Source organism: Caulobacter sp. CCNWLW153 (genome assembly GCF_036889365.1).
Taxonomy (GTDB): domain Bacteria; phylum Pseudomonadota; class Alphaproteobacteria; order Caulobacterales; family Caulobacteraceae; genus Caulobacter; species Caulobacter radicis.
In genome coordinates, this window is sequence record NZ_JBAKFV010000017.1 from 24368 (window position 1) to 40670 (window position 16303).

The following is a 16303-nucleotide window of genomic DNA, read 5'->3' on the forward strand; positions in this document are numbered from 1 at the left end:
GCGGAGCAAGCACATGAGCGAGCACCAAACGCGCGGCGGCGTCGACCGTCGCGGCCTGCTGGCCCTTGGCCTGGCCGCGCCAGCGGCCCTGGCGGCGGCTGGACCCCCCGTCCAGGCCGCCCAGCCCGCCCCGGGCCTCGATCGCCGCCGGCTGGGCAAGCTGGAGGTCTCGGGCCTGGGCCTGGGCGTCCAGAACATGAGCCGCACCTACCAGACCACCATCCCCTACCGGCCCGAGATGATCGACATCATCCGCAAGGCCCGCGACCAGGGCGTCACCTTCTTCGACGCCGCCGAGGCCTATGGCCCGCATGAGGTCGAGCGCATCCTGGGCGAGGGCGTGGCCCCGTTCCGCGACGAGGTGGTGATCGCCAGCAAGTTCGGCTGGAACATCGACCTGGAGACCGGCGTCCGCGGCCCCGGCCTCAACAGCCGGCCCGAGCATATCAAGCTGGCGGTCGAGGGCATGCTGAGGCGGCTGCGCACCGACCGCATCGACCTGCTCTACCAGCACCGCGTCGACCCGGCCGTGCCGATCGAGGACGTGGCCGGCGCGGTCAAGGACCTGATGGCACAGGGCAAGGTGCTGCACTGGGGCCTGTGCGAGATGGGGCCACAGACCCTGCGCCGGGCCCATGCCGAACTGCCGCTGGCCGCCGTCCAGAACGAGTATTCGATGCTGTGGCGGGGACCCGAGGCCTGGGTGCTGAAGGCCTGCGAGGAGCTGGGGATCGGCCTGGTGTGCTGGAGCCCGCTGGGCGTCGGTTTCCTGAACGGCGCGATCGACGAGCGCACCCGCTACGCCGACGGCGACATCCGCAAGCTGGAAGGCCGGTTCGCGCCCGAGAACCTGCCGGCCAACCTGGCGCTGGTCGCGCTGGTCAAGGCCTGGGCCCAGCGCAAGGGCTGCGCGCCCGGCCAGGTCGCCCTGGCCTGGCTGCGGGCCCAGCGGCCGTGGGTCGTGCCGATCCCCGGAACCACCCAGATGGCGCACATGCTGCAGAACGTCGCCGCCGCCGGGGTGGCGTTCACCCCCGCCGAACTGAGCGAACTGAACGCCGCCGTCGCCGCCATCGAGGTCCAGGGCCTGCGCCTGCCCCCGGCCGTGCTGGCCTATTCCGAGGTGGAGGCCCCGCCGAAGGGGTGAGGAGGCCTTGCTCCCTCTCCCATAGGGAGAGGGCCGGGGTGAGGGGTTACGGCGTCAGACGGAGCGCCGGCGCATCGTCCGGCCTCGTAACCCCTCACCCTCCCAGGCTATCGCCTGGGCCCCTCCCTCTCCCATAGGGAGAGGGTTCATACGCCTACCCCAATCCCCCCGCGATCACCCGCAGCGCCGGCTCGCGCCTGGGCCCCGAGGGCTGGGGTCCGCGTTCCGGCCTTGGCCGGCGCAGCACGATCTGCAACGCCTCGACCATGGCCGCGCTGGCGGTGGCCTCGCCCGGCGCCACGTACAGCGACATGGCGTCGGCCAGGGCCGCGCGGTCGAGCACGCCGGCGGTCTCCAGCCGTTCGCACAGCGGCAGGTACGTCGCCGCGAACAGCTTGATCAGGTCGGTGGGCGTGAACTCGGCCACCGGCGTCGCGGGCGCCACCTCAGGCGGCCCACTGGCGGGTCGTAGCAGTGGGGCCGCCGTCCTCGCGCGTGCGGAACAGGCCGATGCGGTCGGCCAGTTCGGCGGCTTCCGACTTCAGGGCGTGGGCGGCCGCCGTGGTCTCCTCGACCATGGCCGCGTTCTGCTGCACCACCCGGTCCATCGCGCCCATGGTGGTGTTGACCTCGCCCAGGTTCGAGGCCTGGTCGGCGGCCGAGCGGGCGATGGCGTCGATCTGGGTGTCGATCTCGGCCACGCGGGCGACGATGCGCTGCAAGGCCTCGCGGGTCTTGCCCACGCGCTCCACCCCGGCGGCCACCTGGTCGCCCGAGACGGCCACCAGGGCCTTGATCTCGCGGGCGGCGTCGGCGCTGCGCTGGGCCAGGGCCCGCACTTCCTGCGCCACCACGGCGAAGCCCTTGCCGGCGTCGCCGGCCCGGGCGGCTTCTACGCCGGCGTTGAGGGCCAGGAGGTTGGTCTGGAAGGCGATCTCGTCGATCACGCCGATGATCTGGCCGATCTGGCCCGACGAGGTCTCGATCAGGGTCATGGCCTCGACCGCCTCGGTGACCACGGGGTCGGAGCGCTGCGCCTCCTCGCGGGCGCGGGCGGCCGCGGCGTTGGCCTTGCGGGCGTTGTCGGCCGTCTCGTTGACGGTGGCGGTGATCTGGCCCAGCGCCGTCGAGGTCTCAACCAGGCTGGCGGCCTGGTCCTCGGTGCGGTTGGCCAGTTCGTCGGAGGCGCGGCTCATCTCGGCCACGCCCGCGCTCATGCTGGCGGCGTTGCCGCTGATCTCGCCCAGGGCCGCGCGCAGCTTGGCCACGGCGTCGTTGAAGTCCTGGCGCAGCGGCTCGTACTGGGCGGCGAAGCGGGTCTCCAGGCGCGAGGTGAGGTCGCCGCCGGCCAACTGGCGCAGGGCGTGGGCCAGGTGCTCGACCACTTCCGTCTGCTCGGCCTCCATGGCCGCCTTCAGGCGGGCGCGCTCGGCGTCGGCGCGGTCGGCGGCGGCGCGCTCGGCCAGGGCCGCGGCGTTGGCCTCGTCGGCGGCGCGGGCGGCGCGCTCGGAGGCCTGGGTCCGGGCGCTGACGGTGACGAACAGGCGCGAGACCCCGGCCGTCAGCCAGACCAGCGACCAGGCGGTGGTCACGGTCATGGCGGCGCGCAAGGCCAGCGCCAGCAGGCTCTCGTCGGCGGCCAGCCGGTGGGGGAGGAGGCCGGCGGCCGCCAGGTCGACGCCGATGACGGCGGCCGCCCCGGCCGCCACCACCCGCCAGTCGCCATAGGCCACCAGCAGGGCCAGCGCCGCCAGGAAGGCCATGCGGGCTTCGTCCTGCAGGCCATGGCCCCGGAAGGCCAGCACGAACAGCGCCACCTGGCCCACCAGGGCCAGGGCCGTGCACAGCTGCTGGGCCAGGCGGTCGCGCCACAGGCCGTAGGCGACCAGCACCAGCGCCGCCAGGACCGCCGAGCCCGCCGCCGGAACCAGCAACGGCGCGCCGGCCAGCAGGCAGGCGATCGGAACCACCACGGCGCTGGCCGCCACGCAGCCGATCACCAGCTGGCCGCCGACCCGACGCTGGGCCTCAATACTGTCGAACTGGATCAAACGCACGCCCGCCTCCGGTATTTCGCGGCGAGGATGCTGGATGAGCGTTAATCGGTCGTGACAAAACTGTCGAAATAACGCCGGCAGTTACTACGTACCAATACGTATGGCGTGCGAAAATATTCTCAAAATGAGATAGCGACGACATGCCGGACCGGTTTTCCGGTCGTGCGCGCCTGTCCGGAGAACGTCCGGCGGCGGACCACGTCAACCGGGAGTGGCCCCGGGGCGCGGGCCTGTGTAAGCCTTGGCCATGGCTTCGAAGGTGCGAGACATTCTGCGGCGGCCCCGGGGCCTGATCGGTCGCTCCATCCTGGTGGTGGCGGCGATCGTGTTCGTTCAGCTGGCGGCTAGCGTCGCCTTCTACCAGGCGATCGACCGCCAGACCCTGCGCGAGGACCACGCCCGCCGCATCGCCGAACTGCTGGTGGTGGGCGACCGCGTCAGCCGCCTGGCCCAGGCCGACCTCGACCAGGTGATGACCTCCCGCTACCTCGAGGCCGAGGTCGTCTCCGCCCCGCCGCAGGCGCCGTCCCAGGCCCGCGCCCAGACCGGCGAGGCCGACGCCATCGTCCGCTACGTGCGCCTTTGGGAGCCGGCCCTGGCCAAGCGACCCTTGCGTCTGTGGTCCGAAGACCAGTCGGACGGCGGCCGCGACCTCGTCGGCGCCATGGGGCTTTCCGACGGCCGCTGGCTGTCGTTCCGCTCGCGCCATTTCCCGCGCCCCTGGCCGATCGCCCTGCGTGCGGTGGCCACGACCCTGGCCTTCTCCCTGGCCTGCGTGGCGCTGGGCGCCTACGCCCTGCGCCAGCTGGGCGAGCCGCTGCGGCGCCTCGCCGAGGCGGCCGGCCGGGTGGGCGAGGGCCCGCCCCAGCCGGTCGTCGTCGAGGGGCCGACGGACCTGGCCGAACTCGGCCGCGCCTTCAACGACATGCAGCAGCGCATCACCGGCCTGATCGAGGACCAGGCCCGGGCGATGGAGGCGCTCAGCCACGACCTGCGCACGCCGCTCGCCCGCCTTAAGCTGGCGTCGGACTATGTGGAGCCCGAGGACATCCGCGCCATGGTCGGCGGCAATGTCGACGAGCTGGAGGAGATGCTGCGCTCGCTGTCGGCCTGGCTGCGCGCCCAGCACGCCGCCAGCACCGCCGAGAGCGTCGACCTTCCGGCCCTGGTGCGCGCGGTGATCGCCCGCTGGCCCAAGCTGGCCCGCTACGAGGGCCCCAAGACCCTGACCGTCAGCACCCACCGCGACCCGCTGGAACAGGCCCTGATCCGCCTCGTCGACAACGCCGTGCGCTTCGGCGGCAAGGCCAAGGTGCGCCTCGTCGTCGACGATCCCGAGGGAGGCGAGGGCGGCCCCCGCATCGAGGTGCTCGACCAGGGCCCCGGCCTGACCGACGAGGTGCTGGCCCGCATCTACGAGCCCTTCTTCCGCGGCGACGCCGCCCGCGCCCGCGACACCGGCGGCTTTGGCCTCGGCATCCCCACCGCCGACCGCCTCCTCAAGCGCTTTGGCGGCCGCCTCCAGATCGCCAACCGCGACGGCGGCGGCGTCACCGCCAGCGTCTGGCCGCCCGTGGGGGAGGGGTAGGGGCTAGGCGTCGGCGGGCGGTTTGGCGTCCCCCGTTGCCGCCGGTTGTTTGGGCCAGCGCTCCGGCGCGGGGAGCCACTTGCGAACGAAATCGACGAATAGCGCTCTAGCGACATAGGCGGCTTTGCGCGGCGTGAGGCTGCGAAGGGCCTCGTCAAGCGTCTGGACCGTGTGCTGTTTCGGGCCGTCAGTCACAAGCAGGCCCGCAGCGGTCAGCGCATTCCAAGTTTCGTCCGGCAATTTAAGGTCCTTGAAGCGGGTCCCCCAGAATGTGCAATCGACGAAGACGGCGCCGTCCAGGGCGACATTCTCCAGATTGGCCCCGTCGAAGCGGCAGGCCTCGATACGGGACGACAGGAAAGCGTTTCCGCCGTTCTTGAAGTCGAGATTCTCGAAGCTGCTGTTTCTGACCGTGCAGTCTTGAAACTTGGTGTCCTTCATTGTGCCTCGGCTGTGTCTATTCCCAAAGCGGATCCGGGATAGGTCGCAACCATGGAGTGTCATGCTGGTGAATTTTGCTGAGGCGCCCTGCTTGGAAAAGTAAATATTCGCGAATATGCGATCTTCTATAGTTTCTTGATTGAACTCTATGCCGGAAAGATCGAGGTCGGTGCTCCAGCGTTCGGTCGTCTTCTCAAGCTTGAAGGGCCGCCTGTTGGCCTTGCGCCGAGAGAGGTCGCGGCGGAAGGCGGAGAATTCCCGTTCGCGGCCGATCTGAGACGCGACAAGCCCGGCCACGCCGCCGACGAGAAACGCGTCCAGTCCCGAACCGCCGATCTCGGGGCCGAGGCTGGTAATGTATTCGTTGGAGAATATCCAGAACTTTAACCATTCTGGCGCGATGGATATTAGCTGACCGGAGGTAAAGAGCCCAAATATAGCGACTATGCCAACAGATATGGCAATTATCGCTCTCATAGCTGGGACACGATCGCGATCATGATTTTCTTTCTATCCTCGGAGAGCGTGGACGGAGGGCACTGTAATATTTTTCGCCATATGGCGGGGCCATAGCGAAGATTTATTCTCCTGAGGGATCTTATAAGTGTGGAGCTTGATCTAGCCTTCTCCTCGAGCTGCATCCGCGCCTTGCGCTCGTCAGCTGGCGAGGCGGATCTTCCCGCATCGGTGCGGAGGGCTGCGCTGTGGGGTTCGGAGGTGACCGAGCTGTATATTTCATCGATGAGCGCGGCGAGGGTGAGCTCTATGCCGATGGTGCGTTTAAGTAATCCAGACGGTTTGGCGGAGATAAGTAGCGTTCCGAATATGGGAGGGTATTTTTGCCATCCGGCTGCAAGCAGTTTGCTTGAACTTCCATTCTGAGCCTTGGCGCGATAGTGAAGCTCTTTGTAATTCGATGATCTTACAAGGGTTGATAATAGAGACGTATAATATACGGAATTATCTGGATCGGCGGTCTGTGACTTGCTGAGCATGTCGAGAATGGTCGATATGGTCACTGTTGACGCCGAGGGGGCCGTTTCGATGGCTCGCTCCGGCTTGGTCTCGGTATCCAGGCCCTCGTCGGCTTCATCGTCATGTTCGACGGCCTGGTCGGCGGGCGAGGCGTCTCTTTCCTGGTCGCTGTCGATCCTGTTCTGTGGCCGGAAGCGCGTGACGAGGTCGTCGTCGTCAAGGTCGAATGGGCAGTCCCAATATTCCACCGTGGTCAGCTGTTTGGCCGAGCGCTGGACGGGAAAGTGGTTTCTGAAGAGGCGGGAGCGGCGTCGAAGTGTTCCCTCGGGGCGCGCTTCATCATCGGCGGCTTCGGAGGGGGCTATCAATGGATCCGAAGTGTCGTTCAGGTTGACGGATATCCCGAAGCCTTTGAAATTCTCGAAATCCATCGAAAGGTCGAGCCCCTCTCCCGTGAGGTTGGGGGACTTGTCGAGTTTGAAAATCGTTTCTATGGTTTCTTCATCGTCGTAGCCGAGATTTTCCTGAAGAACTTCTCTGCACCTTTCAGATTCTTTCGAATCTTTGGAACTTAATTTTATAAAATCATCGCCCCATTTTTGGGAAAGGGTTTTTCCTTCAAGGTGTCCCTTGCGTACGCATATTTTGAACGGAATTTTCTCTTCAAGAAGAAGGTGGCGAAGAACGACGATGAAATTATAGAGATCGTCTTCGTTCTCCAGCTGAAAGAATTTTGCTGAAGATCCTCCCCGGATTATTCCCTCCGCCTCCAACTTTTCCTGGCGATCGCCAGCAGAGCTGTGGGTGTCGACGCAGGCCTGGATGACGCAGCGTTGAAATTGAAGGTTCGCATCCCTGATGTCGATCTGGCCCCATGGATTCATGCTGGAGAGGCGCACGGTGAGGTCTACGATTCCAATATAGGCGGTCATCTAGGCGCTCCGTGGCGGCGCTTTGAGGAACAGGCGAATGGGTGTGATGAGGCCGCGTCGCGCGAGTGGCGCCATGCGCGTGTACTCGTCCTCGGTACAGAGCTTCAGGCGTTTGAGCCGGCTGCTGGTCTGGCCGAATTCGGCAATGAGCCTGTCCTTGTCCGGGCCGTTTGTCCGGTTGACGATGCAGAGCACGTAGCTGCCATTCTGCGTGACCATCTGGGGGTCGGAGAATATGGCCATGAGGTCGTGTTCTGCGAGGTATCCGTGCTGTATCCTGGAGTTGGCCGGGGGGCCTTCCCCGCCGACGCGTTCGGCCTTGAGGGGATGGAAGAGGCCTTTGCGAACCAAGTCGGTGGCCTCCTTGGCGTTCAGGAAGTGATCGCCAAGTTCCTGGTTTAGGAAATCAATCCAGATCGAGGCGAGATTTTTCAGGCTGTGGTCGTCGGGGAAGAGATCGAGGTCGCGCCTGGCTATGGATGAAAATGAGGCGTAATTGCTTGGGCTAAATTTATCGTATAGAATCTTGTGCGTATGGCTGGAATGTCTTTGGGTCGCAAATTTTGCCTTAAGTTTGTAAAAGGTATCTGTACTTCCGCCGCTATCCTTGAATTTGCTTATAACCGACTGGATGCTCTGGTCGTTGCCGATCATGATATCCTGGAAGATATCAACGACGGTGGATGTCAACTTTGAGCTGCGTTGCGGGGAATTAATAGTGATTATGGCGGCTGTGTTTGCTTCCCCTGACAGCCACGCATAGTCATCGCCATCGTGTATCGCGAGTAGAAGCTCGAATCCGGATTGGGCTGTATCATCCAGAATGCGATTGGGTGAAATTATCAAACGGGTCTTTGCGACCTTATCATTTGAGACTGAAAGCCTTTTGTGTACGCCTTCAATGGTAAGTTTTGGCGATGCGGTTAAGCCGACGCCACCAATAATTATGCCTTCGTAGTCGAATCCGGTCAGAATTCTGAAAAGCCTGAGATTCGACATCACCTTCTGGCGAATATCCTCGGCGGCATTCACGGACAGCGCAAGCTTCTGTCCACCCTGTACTGTGGCGTAGTATCTCACTCTATGCTCCAAAATTCCCCCCGCCGGAGCAGATCGAACGGCGTTCGTCCACGATGCATAAATGGGGCGCTTGGCGCAACCAAGGGTGTATAAATTCCGATCGGCTCTCCTTTTGGTGTTGGGTGCGGGTTGAGCCGTCACGTGCCGTACGCCCTGGCCGGGGCAGGGCCGGCGATCAGTTGGCGGCGGCGCATCTAGCGCCGCCCCTGCCCCCCTTAAGCGCTCCACCCGCCGTCGATCGTCAGGCTGGCGCCCGTCACGTAGCCCGCGTCCGGTCCGGCCAGCCACGCCACCAGGCCCGCGACCTCGCTCGCCTCGCCGATGCGGCCCAGGGGCAGGCGAGGGGTGATGTAGTCCATCAGGTCGGCGGTCATGTCGGTGGCGATGGGGCCGGGCTGGACGGTGTTGACGGTGATCTTGCGGGGCGCGAAGTCGAGGGCCGCCCCGCGCGCCAGCTGGGCGACGGCCGCCTTGGTCATGGCGTAGACGCTGGAGCCGGGCGTGCCGATGTGGCCGGCGGTGTTGCTGCCGATGACGACGACGCGGCCGCCGTCCGTCAGGTGCGGGGCGGCGTAGTGGATGGCCGCGAACACGCCGCGCACATTGACCGCCAGCATGTGGTCGAAGTCGGCCAGGGCGAACTGGTCGATGGTCCCGGCCTTCAGCACCCCGGCGTTGACCACCAGCACGCCCAGTTTGCCAAAGCGCGTCACGGCGGCCTCGATGGCGGCGCGCACGGCTCCTGCGTCGGCGCTGTCGGCCTGGAGGGGCAGGGCGGTTCCGCCGGTCGCCTCGATCTCGGCGGCCAGGGCGGCGGCGGGGCCGGGCGAGGCGGCGTAGGTGAAGGCTGTGGGGCGGCCCTCGGCGGCCAGGCGGCGCACGATCGCCGCGCCCATGCCGCGCGAGCCGCCCAGCACCAGGGCCGGGGCGTCGGGGGTGAAGCTGGTGTTCGTCATCTGGGAAACCTCGTTATGGACTGATTGGTCCATAACCTGCGCATTCCGGATCGATCGGTCAAGAATAATTCTGGACTGATCGATCAAGATCGCTAGGATGCGATCATGGCCAGACCTTCGGAATTCGATCGCGACGAGGCGATCGCCAGCGCGATCAGGGTGTTCGCCCGCCACGGCTACGAGGCCGCCTCGACCAGCGACCTGATCGAGGGCATGGGCATCGGCCGCCAGAGCCTGTACGGCGCGTTCGGCGACAAGCGCCGGCTGTTCCTGGAGGCCCTGCGCCGCTACGCCGACGGCTCGCTGGCCCAGATGGCCGAGGCGCTGGAGCGCGACGCGGCGCCGGCCGAAGCCATCGAGGCGGCGCTGCTGGTCGGCCTCGGCTCGGCCGACGATCTGGAGACGGGCTGCCTGGGCGTCGGCTCGATCGTCGAGTTCAGCCGGGGCGATCCCGAGGTCAACGCCGTCAACGACGCCGCCGCCGCCCTGGTCGTCGCCGCCTTCGCCGCGCGGGTGCGGGACGGGATCGCGGCGGGCGCCTTCGATCAGGACCTCGATCCCGACGCCGCCGGCCGCATGCTGCTGATCCTGCGCTCGGGCCTCAAGGTCGCCGCCCGCGGCGGGGCGGGGCAGGACGAACTGCGGCAGGCCGCGCGGCTGGCGCTGCGGGGCTTGAGGTAGGGAGCGGGCCCTAGACCGACGCGGCGTCGAGGGCTTCGCGCAGGGCGGGCTGGCGCGAGCGGCTGACGGGCAGGGGCGCGCCTTCGCTCAGGTGCAGCCGCCAGCGGTCGCCGTCGCGCTCGAGCCGCTGGGCCAGGGCGAGGTTGGCGATCACCGACCGATGGACGCGCAGGAAGCTGTCCGGAAGCTGGGTCGACAGGCCCTCGAGCCGGGCGGCGTGCAGCAGGCTGCGCCCGCCGACCAGCCGCAGCTCGACATAGTCGTCGGCCCCGACCACGGCCAGGATCTCGGCGATCGGCACCAGCTCGACGCCCCTGGCCGACGCCACGGTCAGCCGGTCCGGGCGGCCGGCGGCGCGGGTCAGGGCGGCTTCCCGGCCCCGGTCGTCGCGACCCAGCCGCACCACCTCGACCACCAGCAGCGGCAGCAGCAGGCCCGCGGCGAGCAGGAAGTAGGAGAAGTCGGCCAGCCATTCGGGGAACCCCAGGGCCAGGGTGAGGAACAGCGCCAGGTAGGCCAGGGCGGGGCGCGCGCCCGGCGTCCTTGCGCGCACGCCCGCGGCGACCGGCGCCGCCGCCAGCGCCACGCCGAGGACCAGCGCCCAGACCGTCTTGCTGTCGAAGCCAGGCAGCAGGGCGGTGACCCCGACGACGACCAGCGCCAGGCCGATCATCGGCCAGCGGCCCCTGGGCAGGAACCGGCTGGCCGCATAGGCCACCAGCAGGACCGCGAAGGCCGCCGCCAGCAGCCAGATGGCGCTCATCCGCCAGGCATGCAGCGGATAGGGATAGTTCAGCAGCGCCCGCAGGCTCTCGACCACGGCCTGCAGCGCCGCGATCGTGGCCATCGCCGCCAGGATCAGGCTGGAGCCGGTGCGGCGCATGGCGTGGATCACGCCGAAGCCGAAGGCCGCCGCCAGCAGCGCGCCCGTCGCCGCGAAGGTCACCGCCAGGAAGACGGCGCGATCGGGATAGGGATAGGGCCAGACGCCCAGCGCGCTAATCGGGCCGGCGAAACGCAGGCCGCCGTGGAACGACGACAGGCGCAGCACCAGGCTGTTCTCGCCGGGCCGCCAAAGGGTCTCGCGGATCGGCAGGATCACCTGGTAGCGGCCGGGGATCTCGGCCTGCGCCGCCCCGCCCGGCTTGCCGTTGGCGCCCAGCGGTCGGCCGTTGAGCCAGGCCTGTGACGACGCGACGCCGGCCACGTAGAGGGCGCGGGGGCGAGCATCGGTCGGCGCCGCGATTGTCGACCGGATCCACAGCTCGCGGCCTTGCGGATCGACGACGCCCGAGATCGGCCGGCAGTCGCTCAGCACCGGTCCGTCCGGCCCGGCCACGCCATGGCAGGCTTGCCAGGCGGGCGCCTGGGGCTGGGCCCGGACCAGGGACGGCAGGCCCGCGACGAGCAGGATGAGAAACAGGATTCGCCACATGGCCCCACCGTATGGCGCCGTTCGCCGAGTTGCGCCGCCATTCGCCGATGAAACGACGCCGTTGGCCGAAGTCGTGTGGCGGCGGCGTCGCGGACGGCTCAGCTGGCGGCATGACCCATGCATCGCTTCATCGCCGCGCCATCCTCGCCGGGGCCGCCCTGACCCTTCCCGCCCTGGCCCTTCCCGTCTCGGCCCTCGCCCAGAACGCAGCGCCGCACGCCGCGCCGCACGCCGAGCCTCCGGCCGACCTGCCCAAGGCCGGTCCTTTCCGCTTCAAGGGCTGGCGCGGCCAGGAGGTCGACGCCGAGCGCGGGATCTTCGAGGTTCCCGAGGACCGCCGCGATCCCCGTTCGCGACGGATCAAGCTGAGCTATGTCCGCTTTCCCTCGACGGCGGCCAGGCCCGGCCCGCCGATCGTCTACCTGGCCGGAGGGCCGGGCGGCTCTGGCGTGGGCGCGGCGGCCGGCCCGCGCTTCCCGATCTTCATGGCGCTGCGCGAGGTCGCCGACGTCATCGCCTTCGACCAGCGCGGCACGGGCGCGTTCGGCGCCATCCCGCCCGGCCCCGCTCCGACGGCGCCGCTGCCGACCTTCACCCACGACGGACTGACGCGCTATTTCCGCGACGACTTGCAGCGGGCCTGGGTGGACTGGACCCGGGCGGGCGTGGCCATGCGCGGCTACAACACCGAGCAGAGCGCCGACGATCTCGACGACCTGCGCCGTCACCTGGGCGCGGAGAAGATCGACCTGTGGGGCATCAGCTACGGCAGCCACCTGGCGCTGTCGGTGCTCAAGCGTCATGGCGACAGGGTGGGGCGCGTTGCCCTGGCCAGTCTGGAGGGCCAGGACCAGACGGTGAAGCGCCCGGCCCGGATCGACGCCTATCTGGCCCGGGTGGACGCGCTCCTGGACGCCGATCCCGCCGTGCGGGCGGCGATCCCCGATTTCCCAGCGCTGATGCGGCGGGTGCACGCGCGCCTGGAGGCCGCGCCGGTGAGCCTGACCGCCAGGCTGGACGGCGCGCCGGTCGAGCTGCGGCTGGGCGGCTTCGCCATCCAGCTGATGGCCGGCGGGCTGATCGCCAATCCGCGCACCCTGGTCATGCTGCCGGCGCTGTACCTGGCGCTCGACGCGGGAAAGACCGACGTGCTGGCGCCGTTCCTCGACGAGTTCGTGGGCCTGCTCGGCGTTGGCGGCATGTCATCGGCCATGGACCTGGCCTCGGGGATCTCGCCGGGCAAGCTGGCCGTGGTGCGGCGCGAGGCGCGGCAGGCCGTGCTGGGCGACGCGCTGAACTTTCCCATGCCGCACGTGCTGGGCGCGATCCCGGGCGTCGACCTGGGCGATGGCTTCCGCGAGCCGATCCGCATCGACCATCCGGCCCTGCTGCTGGCGGGGACGCTGGACGGCCGCACGCCCCTGGAGGAGCAGGAGGAGGTGGCGGCCCAGTTCCGGCGCAAGGCCAGGGTGATCGTCGAGAACGCCGGCCACAACGTCTTCGAGGCGCATCCCGACGTGCAGGCCCTGCTGGTCCGCTTCTTCGGCGGCGAGGCGATGTCCGACGTCCGCCTGAGCCTGCCGCCGCCGAAGTTCCAGCTGGGCTGACGATTTGTCTCTTTTGTCTGACAAATGGGCGCCCCATGCTACACAGGCCTCGCCCGATCCAACGGGCGAGCGTTCTGGGAGGCGTGCATGCGGAAGATCCTGGCGGCCGGCGCGGCCATGTCGGTCATGGTGCTGGCGGGGGCGGTCAGCGCCCAGCCCAAGGTCGATCCGGTGCAGGTGGATCCTTCCCGCCCCGACTGGGAAAACCCCGCCGTCAACGCCCGCGGCAAGCTGCCGGCCGTCGCCACCCACTTCCCGTTCGAGAGCCGCGCGCTGGCCCTGGCCGGCGACATGGCGAGGTCGGCCCGCTATCTGACCCTCGACGGCCAGTGGGCCTTCCACTTCTCGCCGTCGTCGGACGACGTTCCGGCCGGCTTCGAAAAGTCGGACTACGACGTCTCGTCCTGGAAGGACATCAAGGTGCCGGCCATGTGGCAGGCGAAGGGCTATGACCAGGCCCGCTACAACAACATCACCTATCCGTTCCCGGCCAACCGGCCGCTGATCCCACACGCGACCAACCCAGTCGGCTCCTACCGCCGCACCTTCGAGGTTCCGGCCGGCTGGAGCGGCCAGGACGTGATCCTGCACGTCGGCGCGGCCGGGGCGGCCTACCGCGTCTGGGTCAACGGGCAGGAGGTCGGCTACTACGAGGACTCCAAGCTGCCGGCCGAGTTCGACGTCACCAAACACGTAAGGCCGGGCCAGAACCTGATCGCCATCCAGGTGCACCGCTGGGCCGACGGCTCCTACCTGGAGGACCAGGACTTCTGGCGCGTCTCGGGCATCGAGCGCTCTGTCTATCTCAAGGCCGTTCCCCAGGCCCGCGCCAGCGATCTCTTCGTCAAGGCCGGCCTCGACAAGGCCTATCGCGACGGGACCCTGTCGACCGAGCTGTCGCTGACCGCCCGCAAGGCCCCGCTGACCGCGCGGATGACCCTGCTGGACGGCGACAGGGAGGTGTTGAAGACCGAGGCCAAGGTCGCCCCCGGGGCCGCGCGCGTGGTTTCGCTGACCGCCGCCGTCCCGGGCGTCAAGCCATGGACCGCCGAGACCCCCAACCTCTACACCCTGCTGGTCGAGCTGATGGACGCCAAGGGCGAGGTGGTCCAGGCCACGCCCCAGCGCATCGGCTTCCGCACCGTCGAGATCAAGGACGGCCGGGTGATGGTCAACGGCCGTCCCATCGTCATCCGCGGCGTCAATCGCCACGAGCATGACCCGGAGACCTTCCACGTCATCTCCGAGGAGAGCATGCGCCGCGACATCGAGCTGATGAAGCGGGCCAACATCAACGCCGTGCGCACCTCGCACTACCCCAACGACGAGCGCTTCTACGCCCTGGCCGACGAGTACGGCCTCTATGTGATGGACGAGGCCAATATCGAGAGCCACGCCTACATGGACTACGGCAACAAGGTCCCGGCGCTGCGCGAGCAGATGCAGCTGGGCTTCGACCCGGCCTGGGAGGCCGCTCACCGCGACCGGGTGCTGAACATGGTCGAGCGCGACAAGAACCACCCGTCGGTGATCTTCTGGTCGCTGGGCAACGAGGCCGGCATCGGCCCCAATTTCGAGAAGGCCGCCGCGGCCGCCCGCAAGCGCGATCCCTCGCGCCTGATCTCCTATCTCGGCTGGGGCACGCTGGACTGGGAGCACCAGCCCAACGCCTATGTCGACATCTACGCCCCGATGTACGACGACATCGAGAAGATGGTCGACTGGGCCAAGGACCCCACCCGCACCCAGCCGATGATCCAGTGCGAATACGCCCACATGCAGGGCAATGGCGGCGGCAACTTCAAGGACTACTGGGACACCATCTACGCCTACGACAAGCTGCAAGGCGGCTTCATCTGGGACTGGGTCGACCAGTCGATGTACCGCTACGCCAAGGACGGCAGGCGCTACTGGGGCGACGGCGGCGAGTACGGCAAGAACCCGGGCGGCGACATCGAGTTCGGCGACGGCATGATCCAGCCCGACCGCACGCCCAATCCGCACTTCTACGAGGTGCGCAAGGTGCTCTCGCCGATCCAGTTCGGCGCCTTCGACCCGGCGACGGGCAAGGTGACGATCACCAACCGCCATGATTTCCGCGATCTCTCCGGCTTCGACTTCGAGTGGGTGCTGGAGGGCGACGGCGTCGAGATCGCCTCGGGCGCCCTGCCGCCCCTGGCGACCAGGGCCCGGGGCGTCGAGACCGTGGCCCTGCCGCTGCCGGCGATCGCGACCAGGCCCGGCGTCGAGTATTTCGTCACCGTGCGCGCCCGGGCCAAGGCCGGCGCCGTGCCGCTGACGCCGGCCGGCTACGTGGTGGGCTGGGAGCAGTTTTCGGTTTCCGCCACGCCCAAGGCCGCCGTGAGCCGTCCCGGCCCGGTGACCCTGGCCGACGGCAAGGACGCTGTGGTGCTCGAGGCCGCCGGCGCGAAGCTGACGATCGACCGGGCCACGGGCCTCGTGTCGTCCTACGCCAAGGACGGGACGGTGCTGGCCAAGGGCGGAGCGCCCAACTTCTTCCGGGCCGAGACCGACAACGACACCTTGAACGGCACGGTCGCCCAGCAAAAGCCCTGGCGGGTGATGACCGACGCGCGCCAGCTGCGCGGCCTTGCCGCCCGCAAGGTCGACGGCGGCACGGCCCAGGTGGTGGTGGAATACGCCCTCGGCGCGGGGGCGGCGAGCTTCACCACCACCTACGCCATGGCCGGCGACGGCTCGGTGGCGGTCAGCGGCGAACTTGTTCCGCTCAAGAACGATCTGCCGCCGCCGGTGCGGGTGGGCCTGTGGTTCACCCTGCCGGCCCAGCCCAAGACCGTCGAGTGGCTGGGCCGCGGCCCGCACGAAACCTACGTCGACCGCTTCACCTCGGCTCCGATCGGCCTGTGGCGCGGGGCGCTGGCCGACCAGAACCACGACTACATGCGGCCCCAGGACACCGGCAACAAGCTGGACGTCCGCTGGATGGAGCTGGGTTCGGGGAGCACTGGCCTGCGGGTCGAGGCCGACAAGCCGCTGATGATGCAGGCCCTGGCCTTCCCCTACACCGACCTCTATCGCCGTCCGGCCGGAACCTGGAAGTCGTCCGACATCGTCCCGCACGGCGACGGAACCCTGATCATCGACGCCGCCCAATGGGGCGTCGGCGGCGACACCACCTGGAACCACGTCGGCCAGCCGCACGGCAAGTATCGCACGAAGCTGGAGACGACCCGGGTCAGCTTCCGCCTGTCGCCCTTCACGGGCGAGGGGACCACGCCGGACAAGGCGCGTCCCGCAAGGGCGACGGAGGTGGAGTAACCTGAAAATCCCTCTCTCTTCGAGAGAGGGAGGGGCCCGCCGCGAAGCGGCGGGAGGGTGAGAGGTTTCACCCTGTCGGGCCTGGGTGCGGGGAGGGGGCTTTG

Annotated in this window: 12 protein-coding genes; 5 read left to right on the forward strand and 7 right to left on the reverse strand. The window is 68.2% G+C overall.

Annotation, left to right across the window (positions count from 1 at the left end):
- Nucleotides 1-13: 13 nt before the first annotated feature.
- Nucleotides 14-1147: an aldo/keto reductase gene (locus V6S85_RS22255; RefSeq protein WP_334350286.1), complete on the forward strand. Its 1134-nt coding sequence runs from the start codon at nt 14-16 to the stop codon at nt 1145-1147.
- A 154-nt stretch (nt 1148-1301) separates the two neighbouring features.
- Here the strand turns inward: V6S85_RS22255 and V6S85_RS22265 are convergent, their stop codons facing one another.
- Both V6S85_RS22265 and V6S85_RS22270 read right to left on the reverse strand, forming a co-directional pair.
- The gene (locus tag V6S85_RS22265) at nt 1302-1592 is read right to left on the reverse strand and encodes a hypothetical protein (protein WP_116568922.1); all 291 of its coding nucleotides are present in this window, start codon (nt 1590-1592) and stop codon (nt 1302-1304) included.
- Between the two features lies 1 nt (nt 1593).
- A complete protein-coding gene (locus V6S85_RS22270; RefSeq protein ID WP_442885727.1) occupies nt 1594-3198 on the reverse strand; it encodes a methyl-accepting chemotaxis protein in 1605 nt (534 codons plus the stop codon).
- Nucleotides 3199-3451: 253 nt separating this feature from the next.
- On the opposite strand from V6S85_RS22270, the gene V6S85_RS22275 reads away from it, so the two are divergent.
- Nucleotides 3452-4792 (forward strand): HAMP domain-containing sensor histidine kinase, encoded by a 1341-nt coding sequence (locus V6S85_RS22275; RefSeq protein ID WP_334350288.1) that lies wholly within the window; start codon nt 3452-3454, stop codon nt 4790-4792.
- 3 nt (nt 4793-4795) lie between these two features.
- Here the strand turns inward: V6S85_RS22275 and V6S85_RS22280 are convergent, their stop codons facing one another.
- The 4 genes from V6S85_RS22280 to V6S85_RS22295 form a co-directional block, all read right to left on the reverse strand.
- Entirely contained in the window at nt 4796-5710 is a 915-nt protein-coding gene (locus V6S85_RS22280) for a pentapeptide repeat-containing protein (RefSeq protein ID WP_334350290.1), read from the reverse strand.
- Nucleotides 5707-7140, reverse strand: a complete 1434-nt coding sequence (locus tag V6S85_RS22285; protein WP_334350291.1) for a hypothetical protein — start codon at nt 7138-7140, stop codon at nt 5707-5709. The genes V6S85_RS22280 and V6S85_RS22285 overlap by 4 nt, the downstream gene beginning before the upstream one ends.
- A complete protein-coding gene (locus tag V6S85_RS22290; protein WP_334350293.1) occupies nt 7141-8220 on the reverse strand; it encodes a hypothetical protein in 1080 nt (359 codons plus the stop codon).
- Nucleotides 8221-8435: 215 nt separating this feature from the next.
- The gene (locus V6S85_RS22295; protein ID WP_334350294.1) at nt 8436-9176 is read right to left on the reverse strand and encodes an SDR family oxidoreductase; all 741 of its coding nucleotides are present in this window, start codon (nt 9174-9176) and stop codon (nt 8436-8438) included.
- A gap of 105 nt (nt 9177-9281) precedes the next feature.
- Between V6S85_RS22295 and V6S85_RS22300 the strand changes: the two genes are divergently transcribed.
- Nucleotides 9282-9857 (forward strand): TetR/AcrR family transcriptional regulator, encoded by a 576-nt coding sequence (locus V6S85_RS22300; RefSeq protein ID WP_334350295.1) that lies wholly within the window; start codon nt 9282-9284, stop codon nt 9855-9857.
- Between the two features lie 10 nt (nt 9858-9867).
- Here V6S85_RS22300 and V6S85_RS22305 read toward each other — a convergent pair whose 3' ends face one another.
- Nucleotides 9868-11292, reverse strand: coding sequence for a LytTR family DNA-binding domain-containing protein (locus V6S85_RS22305; protein ID WP_334350297.1), 1425 nt, complete (start codon nt 11290-11292; stop codon nt 9868-9870).
- 110 nt (nt 11293-11402) lie between these two features.
- On the opposite strand from V6S85_RS22305, the gene V6S85_RS22310 reads away from it, so the two are divergent.
- Both V6S85_RS22310 and V6S85_RS22315 read left to right on the forward strand, forming a co-directional pair.
- Nucleotides 11403-12899: an alpha/beta fold hydrolase gene (locus V6S85_RS22310; RefSeq protein ID WP_334350299.1), complete on the forward strand. Its 1497-nt coding sequence runs from the start codon at nt 11403-11405 to the stop codon at nt 12897-12899.
- 87 nt (nt 12900-12986) lie between these two features.
- Nucleotides 12987-16199 (forward strand): glycoside hydrolase family 2 TIM barrel-domain containing protein, encoded by a 3213-nt coding sequence (locus V6S85_RS22315; protein ID WP_334350300.1) that lies wholly within the window; start codon nt 12987-12989, stop codon nt 16197-16199.
- The last annotated feature ends 104 nt before the right edge of the window (nt 16200-16303 follow it).